The organism is Roseibium suaedae, assembly GCF_900142725.1.
Taxonomy (GTDB): Bacteria; Pseudomonadota; Alphaproteobacteria; order Rhizobiales; family Stappiaceae; genus Roseibium; species Roseibium suaedae.
In genome coordinates, this window is the sequence record NZ_FRBW01000001.1 from 583,874 (window position 1) to 599,434 (window position 15,561).

12 protein-coding genes and 1 tRNA gene are annotated in these 15,561 nt (G+C 61.3%); 10 read left to right on the top strand and 3 right to left on the bottom strand.

The window, feature by feature from the left end:
• The first annotated feature begins 123 nt into the window (after positions 1-123).
• The 3 genes from BUA94_RS02650 to BUA94_RS02660 all read left to right on the top strand — a co-directional run bounded on the left by BUA94_RS02650 (position 124) and on the right by BUA94_RS02660 (position 3,892).
• Positions 124-834 (top strand): GntR family transcriptional regulator, encoded by a 711-nt coding sequence (locus BUA94_RS02650; protein WP_208979948.1) that lies wholly within the window; start codon positions 124-126, stop codon positions 832-834.
• A gap of 154 nt (positions 835-988) precedes the next feature.
• Positions 989-2,428, top strand: coding sequence for a glutamine synthetase family protein (locus BUA94_RS02655; RefSeq protein ID WP_084081668.1), 1,440 nt, complete (start codon positions 989-991; stop codon positions 2,426-2,428).
• Positions 2,429-2,500: 72 nt separating this feature from the next.
• Positions 2,501-3,892: an aspartate aminotransferase family protein gene (locus tag BUA94_RS02660; RefSeq protein ID WP_073008441.1), complete on the top strand. Its 1,392-nt coding sequence runs from the start codon at positions 2,501-2,503 to the stop codon at positions 3,890-3,892.
• Positions 3,893-4,138: 246 nt separating this feature from the next.
• Here BUA94_RS02660 and BUA94_RS23745 read toward each other — a convergent pair whose 3' ends face one another.
• Positions 4,139-8,716 carry an ATP-binding protein gene (locus BUA94_RS23745; RefSeq protein WP_073008443.1) on the bottom strand — a complete coding sequence of 1,526 codons (4,578 nt, stop codon included), beginning with the start codon at positions 8,714-8,716 and terminating at the stop codon, positions 4,139-4,141.
• Positions 8,717-9,013: 297 nt separating this feature from the next.
• Here BUA94_RS23745 and BUA94_RS02670 point away from each other — a divergent pair, with 297 nt between their 5' ends.
• From BUA94_RS02670 to BUA94_RS02680, 3 genes are all read left to right on the top strand, one after another.
• Entirely contained in the window at positions 9,014-9,397 is a 384-nt protein-coding gene (locus BUA94_RS02670) for a phasin (protein WP_073008446.1), read from the top strand.
• A 330-nt stretch (positions 9,398-9,727) separates the two neighbouring features.
• On the top strand, positions 9,728-10,234 hold the full coding sequence (locus BUA94_RS02675; RefSeq protein WP_073008449.1) for a phasin: 507 nt from the start codon (positions 9,728-9,730) through the stop codon (positions 10,232-10,234).
• 291 nt (positions 10,235-10,525) lie between these two features.
• Positions 10,526-10,602 (top strand) — tRNA-His (locus tag BUA94_RS02680).
• A 35-nt stretch (positions 10,603-10,637) separates the two neighbouring features.
• Here BUA94_RS02680 and BUA94_RS02685 read toward each other — a convergent pair.
• Positions 10,638-11,189: a DUF3291 domain-containing protein gene (locus tag BUA94_RS02685; protein ID WP_073008452.1), complete on the bottom strand. Its 552-nt coding sequence runs from the start codon at positions 11,187-11,189 to the stop codon at positions 10,638-10,640.
• 210 nt (positions 11,190-11,399) lie between these two features.
• Here BUA94_RS02685 and BUA94_RS02690 point away from each other — a divergent pair, with 210 nt between their 5' ends.
• The 3 genes from BUA94_RS02690 (at position 11,400) to BUA94_RS02700 (ending at position 13,423) form a co-directional block, all read left to right on the top strand.
• Positions 11,400-12,227 carry a sulfite exporter TauE/SafE family protein gene (locus BUA94_RS02690; RefSeq protein WP_073008454.1) on the top strand — a complete coding sequence of 276 codons (828 nt, stop codon included), beginning with the start codon at positions 11,400-11,402 and terminating at the stop codon, positions 12,225-12,227.
• A 178-nt stretch (positions 12,228-12,405) separates the two neighbouring features.
• A complete protein-coding gene (locus tag BUA94_RS02695; protein WP_084081669.1) occupies positions 12,406-13,110 on the top strand; it encodes an AzlC family ABC transporter permease in 705 nt (234 codons plus the stop codon).
• The gene (locus tag BUA94_RS02700; protein WP_073008458.1) at positions 13,103-13,423 is read left to right on the top strand and encodes an AzlD family protein; all 321 of its coding nucleotides are present in this window, start codon (positions 13,103-13,105) and stop codon (positions 13,421-13,423) included. Before BUA94_RS02695 ends, BUA94_RS02700 begins: the two co-directional genes overlap by 8 nt.
• Here the strand turns inward: BUA94_RS02700 and BUA94_RS02705 are convergent, their stop codons facing one another.
• Entirely contained in the window at positions 13,424-15,001 is a 1,578-nt protein-coding gene (locus tag BUA94_RS02705; protein WP_073008461.1) for a bifunctional aminoglycoside phosphotransferase/ATP-binding protein, read from the bottom strand.
• A gap of 135 nt (positions 15,002-15,136) precedes the next feature.
• On the opposite strand from BUA94_RS02705, the gene BUA94_RS02710 reads away from it, so the two are divergent.
• On the top strand, positions 15,137-15,517 hold the full coding sequence (locus BUA94_RS02710) for a hypothetical protein (RefSeq protein WP_073008465.1): 381 nt from the start codon (positions 15,137-15,139) through the stop codon (positions 15,515-15,517).
• Positions 15,518-15,561: the final 44 nt, after the last annotated feature.

Sequence of the window (15,561 nt, forward strand, 5' to 3'; positions counted from 1 at the left end):
TTCAAAAAACTGTGTCAAGGCGCAGATCTAGGCACGAGGCCACAGGATTTGCGGGAAGAAACGGCACCTGCTCTGCAGATGGTGCATTTTCTGTCCCTTTCTCTTTCATAGGATGGATCTCTCTTGGAGACTGACAAGCCTGCCGGAAAGGCCACGCGAGAGACTTCTCCCGCAATCCTGTTAAAACGGGGTGGCATGCGGGCGCATGTCGATCAGGCGGTCCGCTCTGCCTTGCTCACCGGCCGCTTCATTCCCGGAAAGGCGGTCACCCTGCGCGGTCTCGCGCAGGAGCTTGGCGTCAGCCCGATGCCGGTCCGGGAAGTCATTCAGAGACTGGCTGCGGAACATGCGCTGGAAGTGCTGCCCAATGGCCGCGTTCAGGTGCCCAGGATGACAGCTTCGCGCTTCGATGAAGTTCTGAAGGCCCGGCTTCTGCTTGAGCCGGAACTGGCGGCGATGGCCCTGGAGACGGGTGCCAGGCTTGATGCCCGGCAGCTGGAAAAGATCGATCTGGAGATTGATGCCAGCCTGGGAACCGGTGATGCGGAAGCCTATATGGCGCTCAATCACGATTTTCATTTCCGGATCTACGAAGCCTCCCGCTCCACCATTCTGCTGCCCCTCGTGGAAAGCCTGTGGCTGCAATTCGCGCCTTTCATGCGCACGGTCTATGGGCGGGTTGGCACCGCGCATCTGGTTGATTGGCACAAGGAAGCCATCAAGGCGATCCGTGGTGGCAGTGCCGCCGGGCTCCGGGCGGCGATGGCCAGCGACATTCGCGAGGGCATGGGGCTGCTCGGCCGCTCCAGCTTTGCGGTCGTTGAAGATGAATAGCTGCCCTTTGAGATGAGGGTGGTTGACTTGCGGAAAATGTGATCACAAATTAGAGGCCAAGGTGCAAGGTTGAGAAATCGGGGCATTGCTGCGGCTCGGTCAAAGTTCGGTCTATGGCTGCTGAAATCCTCGATTATGATGCCTTCAGCCCCAAATGCTGGGGTCTTGCACCAACCACCGGAGCCCACCCGTGAGCAACGAAACATCCGAGACCGACACTTCCTATGGCGATGGCCTGCGCGGCGTAGCTGACGTTGACGAAGCCCGTGTCTGGCTGAACGAGCGCAACATTCAGGATATTGAGTGCATCGTGCCGGATATTGCGGGCGTGGCGCGCGGCAAGATGATGCCAACGGGCAAGTTCTTCTCCGGTCCAGTCATGACGATGCCCGCCTCGATCTTCGCCCAGACCATTTCCGGCGACTATCCGGAAGATGACGACCGGTTTCAGCACAATCCGATCGACGGCGATCTCTATTTCCGCCCGGACTATCAGACCCTGACGTCGGTTCCCTGGGAAACCGATCCGACCGCACAGTTGATCCATGATGCCTACACACGCGAAGGCGAGCCGGTGGAAACGGCGCCGCGCAACGTGCTGAAGCGCATCCTCGGCCTTTACGAGGCTAAGGGCTGGGAGCCGGTTGTTGCCCCTGAAATCGAGTTCTATCTGGTCAAGCCGAACACGGATCCGGATTACCCGCTTGAGCCGCCGACGGGCCGTTCGGGCCGCCCGGAAGTCGGGCGCCAGTCCTATTCCATTTCCGCCCTCAACGAGTTCGATGATCTGATCGACGACATCTACGACCTCTCTGAAAAGCAGGGGCTGGAAATCGACACGATGATCCACGAAGAGGGCGCTGCGCAGATGGAAATCAACCTGCGCCATGGCAACCCGCTTGCCCTGGCAGATCAGGTCTTCCTGTTCAAGCGCACAATCCGTGAAGCGGCGCTGCGGCACGACATGTATGCCACCTTCATGTCCAAGCCCATGTCCAACCAGCCGGGTTCGGCCATGCACATCCACCAGTCGGTGGTGGACAAGGAAACGGGCGCCAATATCTTTTCCGGCGAGAACGGCGAAGAAACCCCGGCGTTCCTGTCCTTCATCGCGGGCCATCAGCAGTTCCTGCCCTATGTCACCTGCATCATGGCGCCTTTCGTGAATTCCTACCGCAGGTTCGCGCCCAGTTCCGCAGCGCCGGTGAATGTCTATTGGGGCTATGACAACCGCACGGTCGGCTTGCGCGTGCCCTATTCCAGCCCGCAGGCGCGGCGGCTTGAAAACCGGGTGCCGGGATCGGATGCCAACCCATATCTGGCGCTCGCAGCCTCTCTGGCTTGCGGTTATCTCGGCATGATCAAGGGACTGACGCCGGACCAGCCGCAGTCAGGCGACTGCAGCGAGAAGCAGAAGTCCCTGCCGCGCGGCCTGCAGGAGGCGGTGGCCTTGTTCGAGGAGAACGAGGACATCCGCGAAGTCTTCGGGAACAAGTTTGTCCAGACCTACCGGGCCATCAAGCAGGAAGAGTTCGAGACCTTCATGTCCGTGATCAGCCCCTGGGAACGGGAATATCTGCTGCTCAACGTCTGACGCCGGGCTCCGGCGTCTTTCCATGCCATTGGCCATGCCGTCGGCCATGCTATCGGAGAGTGTTTTTAGAAAATGACCGCCGTATCCAATATCTATCCGACCGCTGCCCTGCAGGCCGTTGATGCTGCCCACCACATTCATCCCTTCACCGACACGAAGGAGCTGAATGCGGAAGGGACGCGCATCATCACCAAGGCGGATGGGGTCTGGCTGACGGATTCGGAAGGCCGGCGCATTCTTGATGGCATGGCGGGGCTCTGGTGCGTGCAGGTTGGCCATGGCCGGCCGGAAATTGCTGACGCCGTTCACAAGCAGATGCTGGAGCTTTCCTACTACAACACCTTCTTCAAGACCTCTCATCCGCCGGTGATTGCCCTGGCCGAGAAGATCGCGGAGATCGCGCCGGATCATATGAACCGCGTGTTCTTCTGTTCTTCCGGATCAGAGGCCAATGACACCGTGTTCCGGATGGTCCGGCACTACTGGGACCAGATGGGCAAGCCGGACAAGAAGGTCATCATCGGCCGCTGGAACGGCTACCACGGCTCGACGCTGGCCGGCACCAGTCTGGGCGGCATGAAGGCCATGCATGAGCAGGGCGATCTGCCGGTTCCGGGTGTCGACCACATCGACCAGCCTTACTGGTTCGGCGAGGGTGGGGACATGAGCCCCGACGAGTTCGGCGTTCATATTGCCCGCCAGCTTGAGCAGAAGATCGACGAGATCGGCGAAGACAAGGTTGCCGCCTTCATTGCCGAGCCAATCCAGGGGGCGGGCGGTGTGATCATTCCGCCGGAAACCTACTGGCCGGAAATCAAGCGGATCCTGTCTGAACGCGACATCCTGTTTGTCGCCGACGAGGTCATTTGCGGGTTCGGCCGGCTGGGCACCTGGTTCGGGTCTGACTATTACGGCCTGAAACCCGACCTGATGCCGATCGCCAAGGGTCTGACCTCCGGTTATCTGCCCATGGGTGGGGTCCTCGTCTCCGACCGTGTCGCTGAAGGTGTGATTGACAAGGGCGGCGAGTTCTACCACGGCTACACGTATTCAGGTCACCCGGCCTGCGCGGCGGCGGCCCTTGCCAATTTGGAAATCATCCAGCGCGAAAAGCTGGTCGAGCGGGTGAAGGACGACATCGGTCCCTATCTCCAGAGCCGCTGGAGAGCGCTGGGCGAGCATCCGCTCGTCGGCGAGGCTCGCATGGTTGGTCTCGTGGGTGCGCTGGAACTGGTGCCGGAAAAGGGCAACCGCAAGAAGGCCTTTGCCGACACGGGCACGGTTGGCACGATCTGCCGGGATATTTCGTTCCAGAATGGCCTGATCATGCGCGCCGTGCGCGACAGCATGATCATCTCGCCGCCGCTGGTTCTGTCCCATGATGAAGCTGATCTGCTGGTCGCCACCGCTCGCAAGACGCTGGACGACACCTACGCCGAGCTGAAGCGTCAGGGTAAAGTCTGAGTTTCAGGAAAAGGCTCGGTGCTTCGCGGCGAGCCTTTCTCCCTGACTATTAGAGAGAAGCAGGCTGAAGCGCTTTCGTGCCGGTAACCCTTACCCGGGCCTTTGGTCCGACCTCTCCCAGAGAGAGGTGTCCCTGCCGGAAGTCTCAGTCTCTAAGAAACCGTTGTTCCCGGCAGCCATGCCGCATGGCACAGCCTGCTCCCTCTCCCGCCGGGAGAGGGCTGGGGTGAGGGGCGTTAACCCTCGTTATTCCGCCAGCACCCGCTGGGACGGGAAGCGGATTTCGACGAGGGTGCCCTGGTCCGGGGTGGAGTCGATCCGGAAGGAAGCCCGGTTGGCTTCCACCAGCGCCTTGGTGAGAGGCAGGCCCAGACCGGTTCCCCCGCCATAACGGGAGGTGTGGACCTGGCGGAAGGGCTCCAGCGCTGCCGACAGATCCTGCGGGCTCATGCCTGTGCCGGTATCGCGCACGCGCAGGATCACTTCCCCCGTATCTTCCAGCGCGCTGGAAATGATCACCTGACCGCCGGACTTGTTGAACTTGATGGCATTGGACAGGAGGTTGAGCATGATCTGGCGCAGGGACCGCTGGTCGACCACGATGCTCGGCACGCTATCCGGCAGGCTGGCGCGAATGATCACCCGTTCTCGGTTTGCCTGCGGCTGCATCAGGGCCACGCATTCGCTCATCACCTCGTTTGGGGAGACGGCGGAGAAGCGCAGGTCCATCTTGCCCGCCTCGATCTTCGACAGATCGAGCAGGTCATTGACGAGGCTCATGATATGCGAGCCCGAAGTCCTGATGTCCTTCAGATATTCCTTGTAGCGGTCGTTGCCGATGGTGCCGAAGCGCTCTTCGATCATGACTTCCGAGAAGCCGATGATCGCATTCAGCGGCGTGCGGATCTCATGGCTGATCTTGGCCAGGAAATCTGACTTCTGCGAGCTGGCATTTTCCGCCTGACGCTTGGCCTGGGTCAGCTCTTCCTCGGCGGTCTTCCACTGGGTGATGTCACGCAGCACCGCGCAGAATTTCGGTTCGCCACCGTTGCCGGAGATCCGGCCGACGGTCATGAACAGCGGGATCAGGCCGCCGGAAGAAACCCGGCCCAGCACTTCGCGCCCGTCATTCAGAATGCTGGCAACGCCGTTGCGCATCAGCCCGTCGAGGTAGTCGGCGGCGGAGCGATGGCTCTCCGGAGCCAGGAACTCGGTCAGCGGCGCGCCTTCCATGTCCACCCGGTTCGCTGAGAACAGCGCTTCGGCTGACCGGTTGACCTTGGTGATCGTGCCGTGGCGGTCGAGCACGAGGACACCGTCTGTTGCCGTTTCCAGGATTGTGTCCAGCTCCGCGACCTGGTCTTGCGCCTTCTTCAGGGCAGCAGTGTCTGCAGGGGCGACCGCCGGAGCTGCAGCGGGGGCAGCAGGAGCGGGGCGTTCGGTGATGGAGATCATCAATCCGCTGCCACCGTTCCAGGGGACCGAATGCATGCGTGCATCCACGGCCCTCAGGCCGCCGCCTGCCAGGCGCACCTTCAAGGTGTCATCGACGGTGCCTTCCATGCGCTCGGCATCCGGGAAGCTGTCGTCATCCTCAACGAACATGGCTTCCAGCCCGCCAGCGTCCGCGAGGGCTGCGAGGGTTTTGTAGCCAAGCATCGCCAGCAGCGTGTCATTGGCATAAAGAACGTCCCGGTCATGGGCGATGGCGATGCCGATCGGCAGCCTGTCAAGCAGGCGCGGATCAATCGGGCCAGCCTGGGGCGGGGCGTTGAAACGGGCCAGTTCCTGCTCGAGTTCCTGATCCGGCGCTTCGTCTTCCCGGCCTTCCTCCATGTCGCCTTCCAGGCGGGCGCCCAGAGCCTCGGCGATCTTGCGGAACGCGGCGCGTTCCGGACGGGACAGGCGCGATGTATCGACAGGAACGACCCGCGGACGGCGGCCAACCAGATGAATGACCTTGGAGTCTTCGTCGTCCGGCGTGGAAGATGCGCTCTGATCTTCACCGGCGGAATCTGTCGGGAACAGGTCGGCATCGTCCTCGCGGGCATCATTGTCATGCCGCAGGTTGTCGTTGCCGGTCCTGGTCTCGGCAGGCGAAGAAATGTCCTGAGCAGCCGGAGCGTTTGTTAGAGGCGCGGCTTTCTCTGCGGCTTCCTCGCTTGGGGCGTCTGGCTCTGACGGGGCGGTCAGCGGCAGAGTTTCCTGCGGCTTGCGGCCATAGTTCTTGGCCAGCGTGCGGACGGCCGTCTCGATCTCCGAGGGATGGAGAAGCGCGGAGCCGCTGATGCCGACCGGCTCTTCCGCTTGTTGCGATGGTGCAGCGGACGATTGGGGCTCTGTTGCGGTTTCCGTCGCGGCAGTCTTGCGCTCGGTAACCGGTGCGGCCTCGTCCCGCGGGAAAAGATCCTGCTCCGTGGCTTGCTGGACAGGCGCCGCCGGGCGGGAGGTCTTCAGGGACAGACCGTTCAGCAGGGCAGCCGCGCTGGCACCGATCAACGTGCCGCCTGCAAGCGGTTGTTTGGGCTGGGGCGTCAGGTCGGGCTGCTCTTCCGGTTTGGCTTCCGGTGAGGGCTCTGCTTGCGCAACAGGCTCGACTTCGGCTTCAGTTTCGGTCTCCGCCTCAGTCTCCGCCTCTGCATTTGGCTCGATAATTTCTGCGGCAGCTAGAGCTGGCTCGTTGTCCAGGCTTTCAAACGCGGCATCTTCTTCTACCTCGGTCAACTCTTCGGCCTGAGCGGGAGCTTCGGTGGTGGATGGTTCCGCCTCAACCTCCGGCGCGGACACCGGTTCAGGCGCGAGGTCTGCCTTTGGTTCCGGCACAGCGTTTTCTTCTGCCGCAATCGCGGGTTCTACCGGCTCAGCTTCCAATGCTTGGAAAGCTTCAGCTGGACCTTCGTCTTCCGGAGCCATGTCTGCGGCAGCGTCGGAACCGTCGGAAGAGATCTCCGGTTCTGACGGGGCTACCGGCGAGACTACCGGCTGTGGTTCGGTGACTTGCGCTCCAGCCATCGCCAGGTCTTGTGCGGCGCCGACTTCCGTCTGGTTTTCAGAATCTGGCTGGTCCAGCGCGGGTTCGAGAGCAGACGCTGGCTCTTCATCAACCGGTGCGGCCTCTGGAGTCGGTTCCTCGAACGCTTGAAGACCCCCGGTCGTCTCCGGGACAACCTCGTCGATTTCGGTCGTCGCAACCTCTTCAGCCGGAGTTTCCCCGGACAGAGCTTCTTCGGCCGGGATGATCACGGCTTCCACCGGTTCGGTGCCTAATGTCTCCGAGGGCGTTTCGTCGGCAGAAACCGCGTCGCTCTCCAGCAAGGAAAGGGCTGCTTCTGCCACCGCTTCGCCCGTTGGGGCGCCGAAATCAATTGCTTCAGGCTGGAGGGTAATTTCCGGCCCGGCAAGGTTCAGGTCGCCAGTTTCTGCGATGAGGGGAAGCAGTGGCGCAAGCGGGTCTTCGATGGCATCTGCCGTGCGGCAGACGCCAAAGCCGCGATAGCCTTCAAACCGCCGGTCCCGGTCAAACCCCGGCAGGGCTGCCATGTCGACCGGAACACGCAGGGCCATGCCCGTCACGGGCCAGTCGACCGTCTTGCCGCTCCAGGTGTCGCGGCGGTCCAGGGAACGGGCAATCGATCCTGCCGGATCCAGGTCAAAGGCACTGGACACGTCCGCCCAGGTCTTGCCGACGATATCCGCTGCCCCCGGTCCAAGCGTGTCGATGAATTCGTCGGAAATGAAGGTGAAGCGCTGGTCGATATCCATCTTCCAGGCAAAGCGCACAGGTCTCCTGCGGGCGATGAACCGGAATTCCTCGACGGTTTCTTCCTCTGGAAGTTCTGGCAGTTCCGCAATGATCCCGGGATTGGCGGTTTCGACGTCTTGTCCCAGCTGTTCCTCCGCAGGAACCTCATCTTGGACGGAGGCCTCAGCGTCCGGTTCCAGAGCCATTCCGGGCAGGGCTTCAGCCTCGGCTTCATCGAGATCTTCGGCCCGCGCCCATCTGGATCCAGCGTCTTGCGCTTCAAATGCCGCAGCGATGGGCGGGAGTTCCGTCTCCGTTGCCGGTACTGGCTCGATTACCGGGTCGGGAGTGCCGGTCTCAGCAATTTTCAACTCGGCTGCTGCCAGGATCTTCGAAATGGTCTCGAGCGTATCGGCGTCTTCTGCGTCGTCTTCCGCTTCCGGCTCGTCCATTTCCAGCACTTCATTGGACAGAAGCACGAGGCGGGTCTGGGCGTCGATCACGAGGATCGTGCTTTCATGGTAGCCGCCGTCCAGCTCGAGCGGTCCGGACAGAATGCGCTGGTCTTCGGGCAGATCGAGATATTCCGGTGAGCCGGTCAGTTCGCCCTTGCGCTCGAGAACAGCGCCGGACGCATCTTGAAGGATGGCAGTGCGTCCCGAGCCGGAAACAAGTGCGGCGAAGGCTGGCAGAGCGGCCTCGGCCAGAGCAAGTCCCTTGTCCGCGCAGATGACAAGAGCTGCATCATGGCCGTCCTCCAGCTGCAGGCGCTGGCACTGGCAGGTAAGCAGCAGCACGCGCAGCCCGCGATAGAAGCGCAGCCGGTCGATGCTCGGCTTCTCTATGGAGCCGGACGTTGCGATGCGGGCGATATGCGGGCGGGCAGGCGAGCGGGCAAGACCGTCCAGCCGTGCCAGGCTGGAGGCTTCGCGCACGGAAAAGAAGGCTGCGCCCGCGGCATTGGCCCAGAGGATGCGTGATCCGTCTGCAGACCAGACCCATGCTGCGCGCCGGTCCCCGGCAAGCTCTGCCAGAACCGGAAGAGCGCTGAGTTCCATGAAGGTTTGCAACTGGTTGTCCAAGTTTCAACTCCACAGGGGCTTGCGGCACGGATCGGTTGCCGGGCGGGTCACCGTCCGGGTGCGGGCATGGCGCCGGACACTCCGGCAGACCAAGCATGGTAAACCCAACGTTAATACCGCCAATCCCGTTGAGCGTCCATGTAAAGGAGGTTTCCTAGGCCTCCCGCATGAAGGCGTGGTTAATTGTACCAGTTGGATTTGCCGTCATCCGCAAGTTCGTGATACGAAATTTTGGCATGGTCGCGGTGCGAAGGTTCCGGGGCCCAACCTTGGCGCGAGCTTGGAGGAGCAGAATCCATGGCAGCCGACAAGAATGGTTTTGAAATTCCTGATCAGATGCGCGATTTCGCGGAAAAGAGCGTGGATCAGGCCCGCAAGGCATTCGATGACTTCATGAACATGACCCAGAAGGCGGTCGCCAATGTCGAAGACACGGCCTCCGTTGTCCAGACCGGCACCTCCGGCGTGAACAAGAAGGCCCTGACCTTCGCCGAGGAACATGTCGATGCAGCTTTCAAGTTCGCCCAGCAGGTTGTCCGGGCAAAGGACGTGGAAGAAATGATGAAGCTGCAGCAGGATTACATGCGTCGGCAGATGGAAGCCCTGGGCGAACAGGCCCGCGATCTGGGCAACACTGCCACCAAGGCAGCCCAGGACGCAGCGAAGACGGTCAAGAGCTGACCGGTTCCCTGAAATGACAAGGGTATGCGGCGGCCTCAAGGTCCGCCGCGTCTCCAGCCCAGGCACCAGTCAGGTGCATCGCTCCCCACCGTGGCCTGTCTGCGGAATGTGTCTTTCAGCCGGATCCTGATCCTCGGGCCGGCGGGGCAAGGGAGCTTCAGCCCAGCGTTCCCCTCCGTCATTTCATTGTGCAGTGCAAAATAATATTGCAATGCAGCACGTCTTGCCTTATATAGACAGTGCGGATGACGAAATGGCCTGCCCAAGACATTGGTGGCGGGCCAGTTGGAACATGATGATCGCATCCGAACCAGTTTAGGAGCAAAGATCATGACTGACGCAACGACGGCTGCAAAGCCGGCCCCGAAGGCCCGTACCACCAAAGCCAAGACCGGTGCTGCTGGTTTCCCGGACTTCGAAGCATTTGCAATGCCGAAAATGGAAGTTCCGGCTGCTTTCCGTGAAGTCGCGGAAAAGAGCATCGAACAGGCTCGTGACACCTATGCAAAGGTCAAGACCGCTGCAGAAGACGCGACCGACCTGATCGAAGACACTTTCGAAACCTCCCGTCAGGGCGCTGTCGAGTTCAACCACAAGGCTGTCGATGCAGCCAAGGTGAACACCGACGCCACCTTCTCCTTCATCAAGGACCTGATGGCAGTGAAGTCTCTGGCAGAAGCCATTGAACTGCAGTCCACCTTCGCCCGTCAGCAGTTCGACACCCTGTCGAGCCAGGCCAAGGACATGCAGGAATTCGCGACCAAGCTGAGCACGGAAGTGACCGCGCCGGTGAAGGAAGCCATGGAACGTTCCTTCAAGGACCTCAAGGCTGCCTGATGGCGCCAGGGTTCGGCCGGTTTGCCGGCTGAGGGTTTGCTGAAATGCCCCGGACAGGTCTCTGTCCGGGGCATTTTTATTCGGACAGGTGAGGGGTTGCCGGGCGTCCTCCCTCTGGGAAGGGGCGTGGGCCGCCAGCGTTTCTGCTGATTTTTCAAGTTATCGACAGGGGCGAAATTCGCTCTTGTGGGGCAGTGGAAAGAACGCTAAAAGCCCCTTGAAAGCAGCAGCGGACACGACTATGTTCCGCACCACGCTGACCCCGGCGGCATAGCCGGGATCAAAAGATACGCAGACGTAGCTCAGTTGGTTAGAGCGTCGGATTGTGGCTCCGAAGGTCGGTGGTTCGAATCCACTCGTCTGTACCATCTCCCCACACAGTTTCAGTTTTCTGGTTACCCGCTCAGGCTTCGCCTGAATGCTGTCTGGTGCCTGCAAGGTTCTTGACCTTTGCGCTGTCCAGCTTGGACGGCGTGCCATCAGGCAGATAGAGCTGCTTGAAGGTGAAGGCACGGGGCGAGGGACCGTGGTCTCCCAGATGCTCATGGCGCTCGACGGCTTCCTGCCAATCTGGGCGGTGACCGGACTTCACCCACCACAGCGCATAGCCGGGCCAATTGATGGCCGGAAGGTTCCACTCGCGCCCGCGCTTGAAGGCTGCGCCATGGAGCCCGTGATAGGTCGCTGCCGCCAGAGCTTCAGGATCCGTCCAGAGTGACAGGCTCGAAGGTGCCCAGCCGTCGCCGTTGTCCTGCCAGTATTTCGGGAACACTTGCGTTCCCCAGCTCTTCGGGTCTTCGCCGCTGTCATAGCCAGACCTCGCGATGAAGCCCGCTGAGGCTTCCAGCCTCCTTAGAACAGCCGGCTCACTGTCAAAGAAGTCCTTCAGGGCTGGCGAGTCTGCCCGGTCAAGGAATTGGCCGAATGTATAGGCTGCAAGCCAGTAGCCCCTCATCGGCCAGCAATCAGAATTGTCGACATTTATACGTCTTGCCTTTCAAATTGTATGCAATTAGATCTTTCTCATGAGGTTGCCGCGACAGTCTAGGGGCAGGACTGCGAGCTTGAAAGCGGCTGTTGCCCACCAGGCAAACTTCGCAGGATCTGTTGCTGTCGCGTGACAGGGAGGCGTTCCCCTCCGGCGCGGGCAAATAAGAGGACGCACATGGCCGATATCAGTTTCATTTCGCTGGCACTTCTGGCCGTTGCGCTGCTGGCGACAGGCGTAATCGCAGGCATCACCGCCGGTCTTCTGGGGGTTGGCGGCGGCATCGTCATCGTGCCCGTGCTCTATTACATCTTTCCGCTCGTCGGCATTCAGGACAGTGTTCTGATGCATCTGGCGGTCGGCACCTCGCTGGCCACGATCATTGCCACCGGGGCTTCCTCTGCCCGCGCCCATTACAAGCGCGGCAGTATCGACATGGACCTGCTGAAGCGTTGGCTGCTGCCGATCGCCATCGGCGTCATCTGCGGTTCCGCCCTTGCGGGCAATCTCAGCGGCGGCATGCTGACCCTGATCTTCGGTGTGGTCGCCCTGCTGGTGGCTGCCAACATGGTGCTGCGCAAGGAAGGCTCCGGCATCGCGGATCAGCTCCCCGGCTCCCCCTTGCGCGAGGTCCTGGGTTTCATCATTGGCGGTGTTTCCGTGATGATGGGCATCGGCGGGGGAACCCTCGGCGTGCCGATCCTGACGCTCTTCTCCTTCCCGATCCGCAAGGCAGTCGGCACGGCTGCTGCCATCGGTCTCATCATCGCCATTCCCGGAACGCTGATGTCGATCTGGTACGGGTATGGCAATCCGGACCTGCCGCCGTTTTCCCTTGGCTATGTCAATCTGGTTGGCTTCTTCCTGATCATCCCGGCGAGCGTCTATTCGGCTCCGCTCGGGGCCAAGCTCGCCCACACCATTCCGCCGGAAAAGCTGCGTCTCGTCTTTGCTGTGTTCCTGGCCTTCACCGGTGCGCGGATGATCTACAAGGTTCTGATGTGACGTGAGTGCCCTGCCGGGCAGGTTTTCATCACTGGGCTGAATGAACTCATCATCAGTTTTGATTGGTGGCGGTAGATCCTTTGGGTCAATGTTGCTGACACTTCTGAAGCGCTGTCTCCGAATGGCTGGTCCCGCCAGCTCTTTTTCCCAAGAGGCTGCTGCGGGCTGAAAGTCAGACATGCAAAGTTCCAAAACTGTGACCCTGACCATGGCGGGCTGCCTGCGCGGGGCTTCTCTCTGTCTGCCGGGTCTGCCGGGCGTGATCGTGTTCGGCATGGTCTTCGGCACGGTTGCCGCCCAGAAGGGTCTGACACTGCTGGAAACAGCGCTGATCAACTCGGTTGTCTTTGCAGGCGCCTCCCAGTTTGTCGCCATGGAGGTCTATTCCGATCCGGTGACCTGGGGCGTCCTGATTGCGATGGTTGGCGTCACGACGGCCGTCAATATGCGCATGCTGCTGATCGGGGCCAGCCTGCGCCCCTGGCTTGGTCAGGTGCCCGCCGGATTGACCTATCCGTCCCTGTTCTTCCTGACCGATCTCAACTGGCTGCTGGCGCTTCGGGAATATGACAAGGGCGAGCGGGACTGGGGGCTCTATCTCGGCAGCGGCGTGTTTCTCTGGTTCGTCTGGTCGCTTGCGATGCTGCCGGGCTATTTCTTCGGCAGCATTGTCAGCGATCCGAAGGTCTGGGGCCTCGATGTGGTCATGCCGGCCTTTTTCATTGCCCTGATCATGCCGCTGTGGAAAGGGCGCCGCCAGACCATGAGCTGGGGCATCGCCGGGCTGGTGGCGCTGGTGACATGGTCTCTCTTCGGCGGCTATTGGAGCATTCTGACCGGCGGCATCGCTGGTGCACTTGCGGGAGCCTATCTCGATGAGTGAGGGGCTTTTCAGCGCGGATTCCATGTTCGTTTCCGCGGTTCTGGTCATGGCTGCGGCCACCTATGCCATGCGTGCGGGCGGCTACTGGGTCATGGGCCGCGTGCCGCTTACCCCGCGCGTGCGCCGGGCGCTGGAATCCTTGCCGGGCGCGATCATCATTTCCACCATCCTGCCAATGGCACTTCAGGGCGGGCTGGCCATGAGCGCGGGCATCATTGTCTCTGGCGCGGTGATGGCGCTGTTGAAGAAAGACACGCTGGCGGTTGCTGCCGCCGTTCTCGCCGTTGCGGCCCTGCGCCACTTCGGTGTCTGATCAGCTTTCGTCCGCGGCGGCAAGAAGATGTTTGCGGGCCTGCTCTGCCGTTTCTTGCCGTGTGCCGGAAGCGTCGATCCTGACCCAAACGCCCAGAGGGCCGATGTCGTAACTCTGCTGCAGGTCGATTACCTCGGCGGTGGCGTCGGATGCATCGCCAACGCGCCCGGAAACCCGTTGCTTCAGCACGCTTTCATCTGCCTCCAGCCAGAAGCCGGTGAACCCCGCTTCGCAACTTGCCGCGATGGATTGGAGTTTTTCCCGCTCGGCTGGCTTTGCCAGAACCGCATCGAACAGAACGGAGTGACCGCCCGCGAGACACGTCCGGGCCCGCTCTTCCAGTGCCTTGTAGACGGCATCGGAGGCGTCCTGCGTGTAGGCCTCTGGCGGAGCCTTGTCGGTTTCCTTGAGGCCAAGTCGCGCCTTGCGTTCCACATCCGTGCGCAGAACGCGGGCCCCCGGCGCCCGGCCGATTTCCGGAGCCAGACGATAGGCAAGGTGGCTTTTGCCCGTTCCTGAAAATCCGCCAATGCCTGCAAGGCAGGGCGTGCTTGGCTCCAGAAACTCCAGCGCATGAGCAAAATAAAGCCGTGCGTCGGCCTGTTGGCCCATGCGCATTTCTTCATCCTGCTGGTTCGCCGCAGCGCTGGCGGCGATTTTGGCCCGGATGGCGGCTCGCATGGACAGGTAGAAGGGCAGGGTAGCCAGCCCGTCGGGATGCTCCGGCCCCTCCAGCCTGCAGGCTCGGGCATGGTCCAGATAGCGGTTGAACACCCTGTTGGCGGCAGCCTTCTGGTCCCGGGTCCACAGGTCCATCAGCAGAAAGGCGAGGTCGTAGAGCGTGTCCGTGGTGGCGATGGCATCGGAAAACTCGATGGCATCGAAGAGAACCGGCTCATTCCCGATCAGGACAATGTTCCGGGTGTGGGCGTCGCCATGGCACAGGCGCACGAGCCCCGCGCCGCCGCGCTTCAGGATCAGGTCGCCGGTCCGCTCCAGCCAGGCATGGGAAAGGGCAGTCAGGCGGGCCGCATCACTGGGGGGGAAGAGGTCCGGGTGCTCGGCAAAGGCTGCTTCGTTCTGCCGGGTGTAGCTTTCAAGCTCCGCGAGAAAGCTTGCGGCCTTGTCCGGGTGCTTTGGTGCAGCCTCGTGAGCTCCGAGCATCATCCGGGCCAGCTTGTCGCAGATCTCAAGATCAAGCGGCGCGGCAGAGGCCAGGAGGTCGAGTTGCAGGCTGTCGTCGAAGCGGCGCATGACCACGGCCCATTCCACCGGCTCACCCTTGCCGGAAAGGGCCAGGTCACCGGATGTCTCCCGGGTGATGGGCAGGGCCTCCAGATAGATGTCCGGCGCATTGCGGCAGTTATAGGAAATCTCCCGCTTGCAGGCTTCTTCTCTCAGCGCCAAGGTGGAATAGTCGAGAAAGGGGTATTTCACCGCCCGCTTGACCTTGTAGGCCCGGTCGCCGCCGAGAAAGACGGTGTTCGCATGGGTGTCGATCCGGCGCGGATTGCCTGCGGCCCTGGAAAGGCCAGTCAGGAAGCTGAAGATCTCGTCCTGTCCCGTGTGTTCCGTCATGAGGCGGTGTCCTGCGCAATCAATGGCCTTCGATCCGATTGTGGACCAGCATCTTGGCAGATCCTTGATCCTGCTCAAGGATATCCCAGGTGAATATGAGACTCTGATGTCACACATTCCCAGGAGGAAACGCATATGAGTGACCATTCGGCTCTGAAGAAGATCAGGTTGAACCTGGCCCGGACGAAGGAATTTCCGAACGGCTCTGCCCAGCATGGGTATGAGTTCACCGCCCCGCTGGACGGAAGTGGCCATATTGATCCGGTGGCCTGGAAGAAGGATCGCGACCATTGCCGGGTCCGGCGGTTCTGGGCAGGCGAAGAGGAAGATATCGGTCATCTGGTTCATCGTCCGGGCGGCTCCTGGGCCTTCCGCTATGACATTGACGGGGACGAGGATGATGAAGCTGGCTATCGCTTCGGTGCTCATCCCTTCGAGCCGGGCGAATACGTCTCGATCAAGGATGAAGACGGCGACATGCACACCTTCCAGGTCGTGACGGTTCTGCCGGTCTGATCTCCGGAAAGCGTGACTTCGTTCCACCGGGGAATGATGTCATT

What these genes read in the sequence shown, in the direction of transcription:
- BUA94_RS02655 (WP_084081668.1), top strand. Translation starts at nt 989, where the DNA reads ATGCTGGGGTCTTGCACCAACCACCGGAGCCCACCCGTGAGCAACGAA.
- BUA94_RS02660 (WP_073008441.1), top strand. Translation starts at nt 2,501, where the DNA reads ATGACCGCCGTATCCAATATCTATCCGACCGCTGCCCTGCAGGCCGTT.
- BUA94_RS02670 (WP_073008446.1), top strand. Translation starts at nt 9,014, where the DNA reads ATGGCAGCCGACAAGAATGGTTTTGAAATTCCTGATCAGATGCGCGAT.
- BUA94_RS02675 (WP_073008449.1), top strand. Translation starts at nt 9,728, where the DNA reads ATGACTGACGCAACGACGGCTGCAAAGCCGGCCCCGAAGGCCCGTACC.
- BUA94_RS02685 (WP_073008452.1), bottom strand. Translation starts at nt 11,189, where the DNA reads ATGAGGGGCTACTGGCTTGCAGCCTATACATTCGGCCAATTCCTTGAC.
- BUA94_RS02690 (WP_073008454.1), top strand. Translation starts at nt 11,400, where the DNA reads ATGGCCGATATCAGTTTCATTTCGCTGGCACTTCTGGCCGTTGCGCTG.
- BUA94_RS02695 (WP_084081669.1), top strand. Translation starts at nt 12,406, where the DNA reads ATGCAAAGTTCCAAAACTGTGACCCTGACCATGGCGGGCTGCCTGCGC.
- BUA94_RS02700 (WP_073008458.1), top strand. Translation starts at nt 13,103, where the DNA reads ATGAGTGAGGGGCTTTTCAGCGCGGATTCCATGTTCGTTTCCGCGGTT.
- BUA94_RS02705 (WP_073008461.1), bottom strand. Translation starts at nt 15,001, where the DNA reads ATGACGGAACACACGGGACAGGACGAGATCTTCAGCTTCCTGACTGGC.
- BUA94_RS02710 (WP_073008465.1), top strand. Translation starts at nt 15,137, where the DNA reads ATGAGTGACCATTCGGCTCTGAAGAAGATCAGGTTGAACCTGGCCCGG.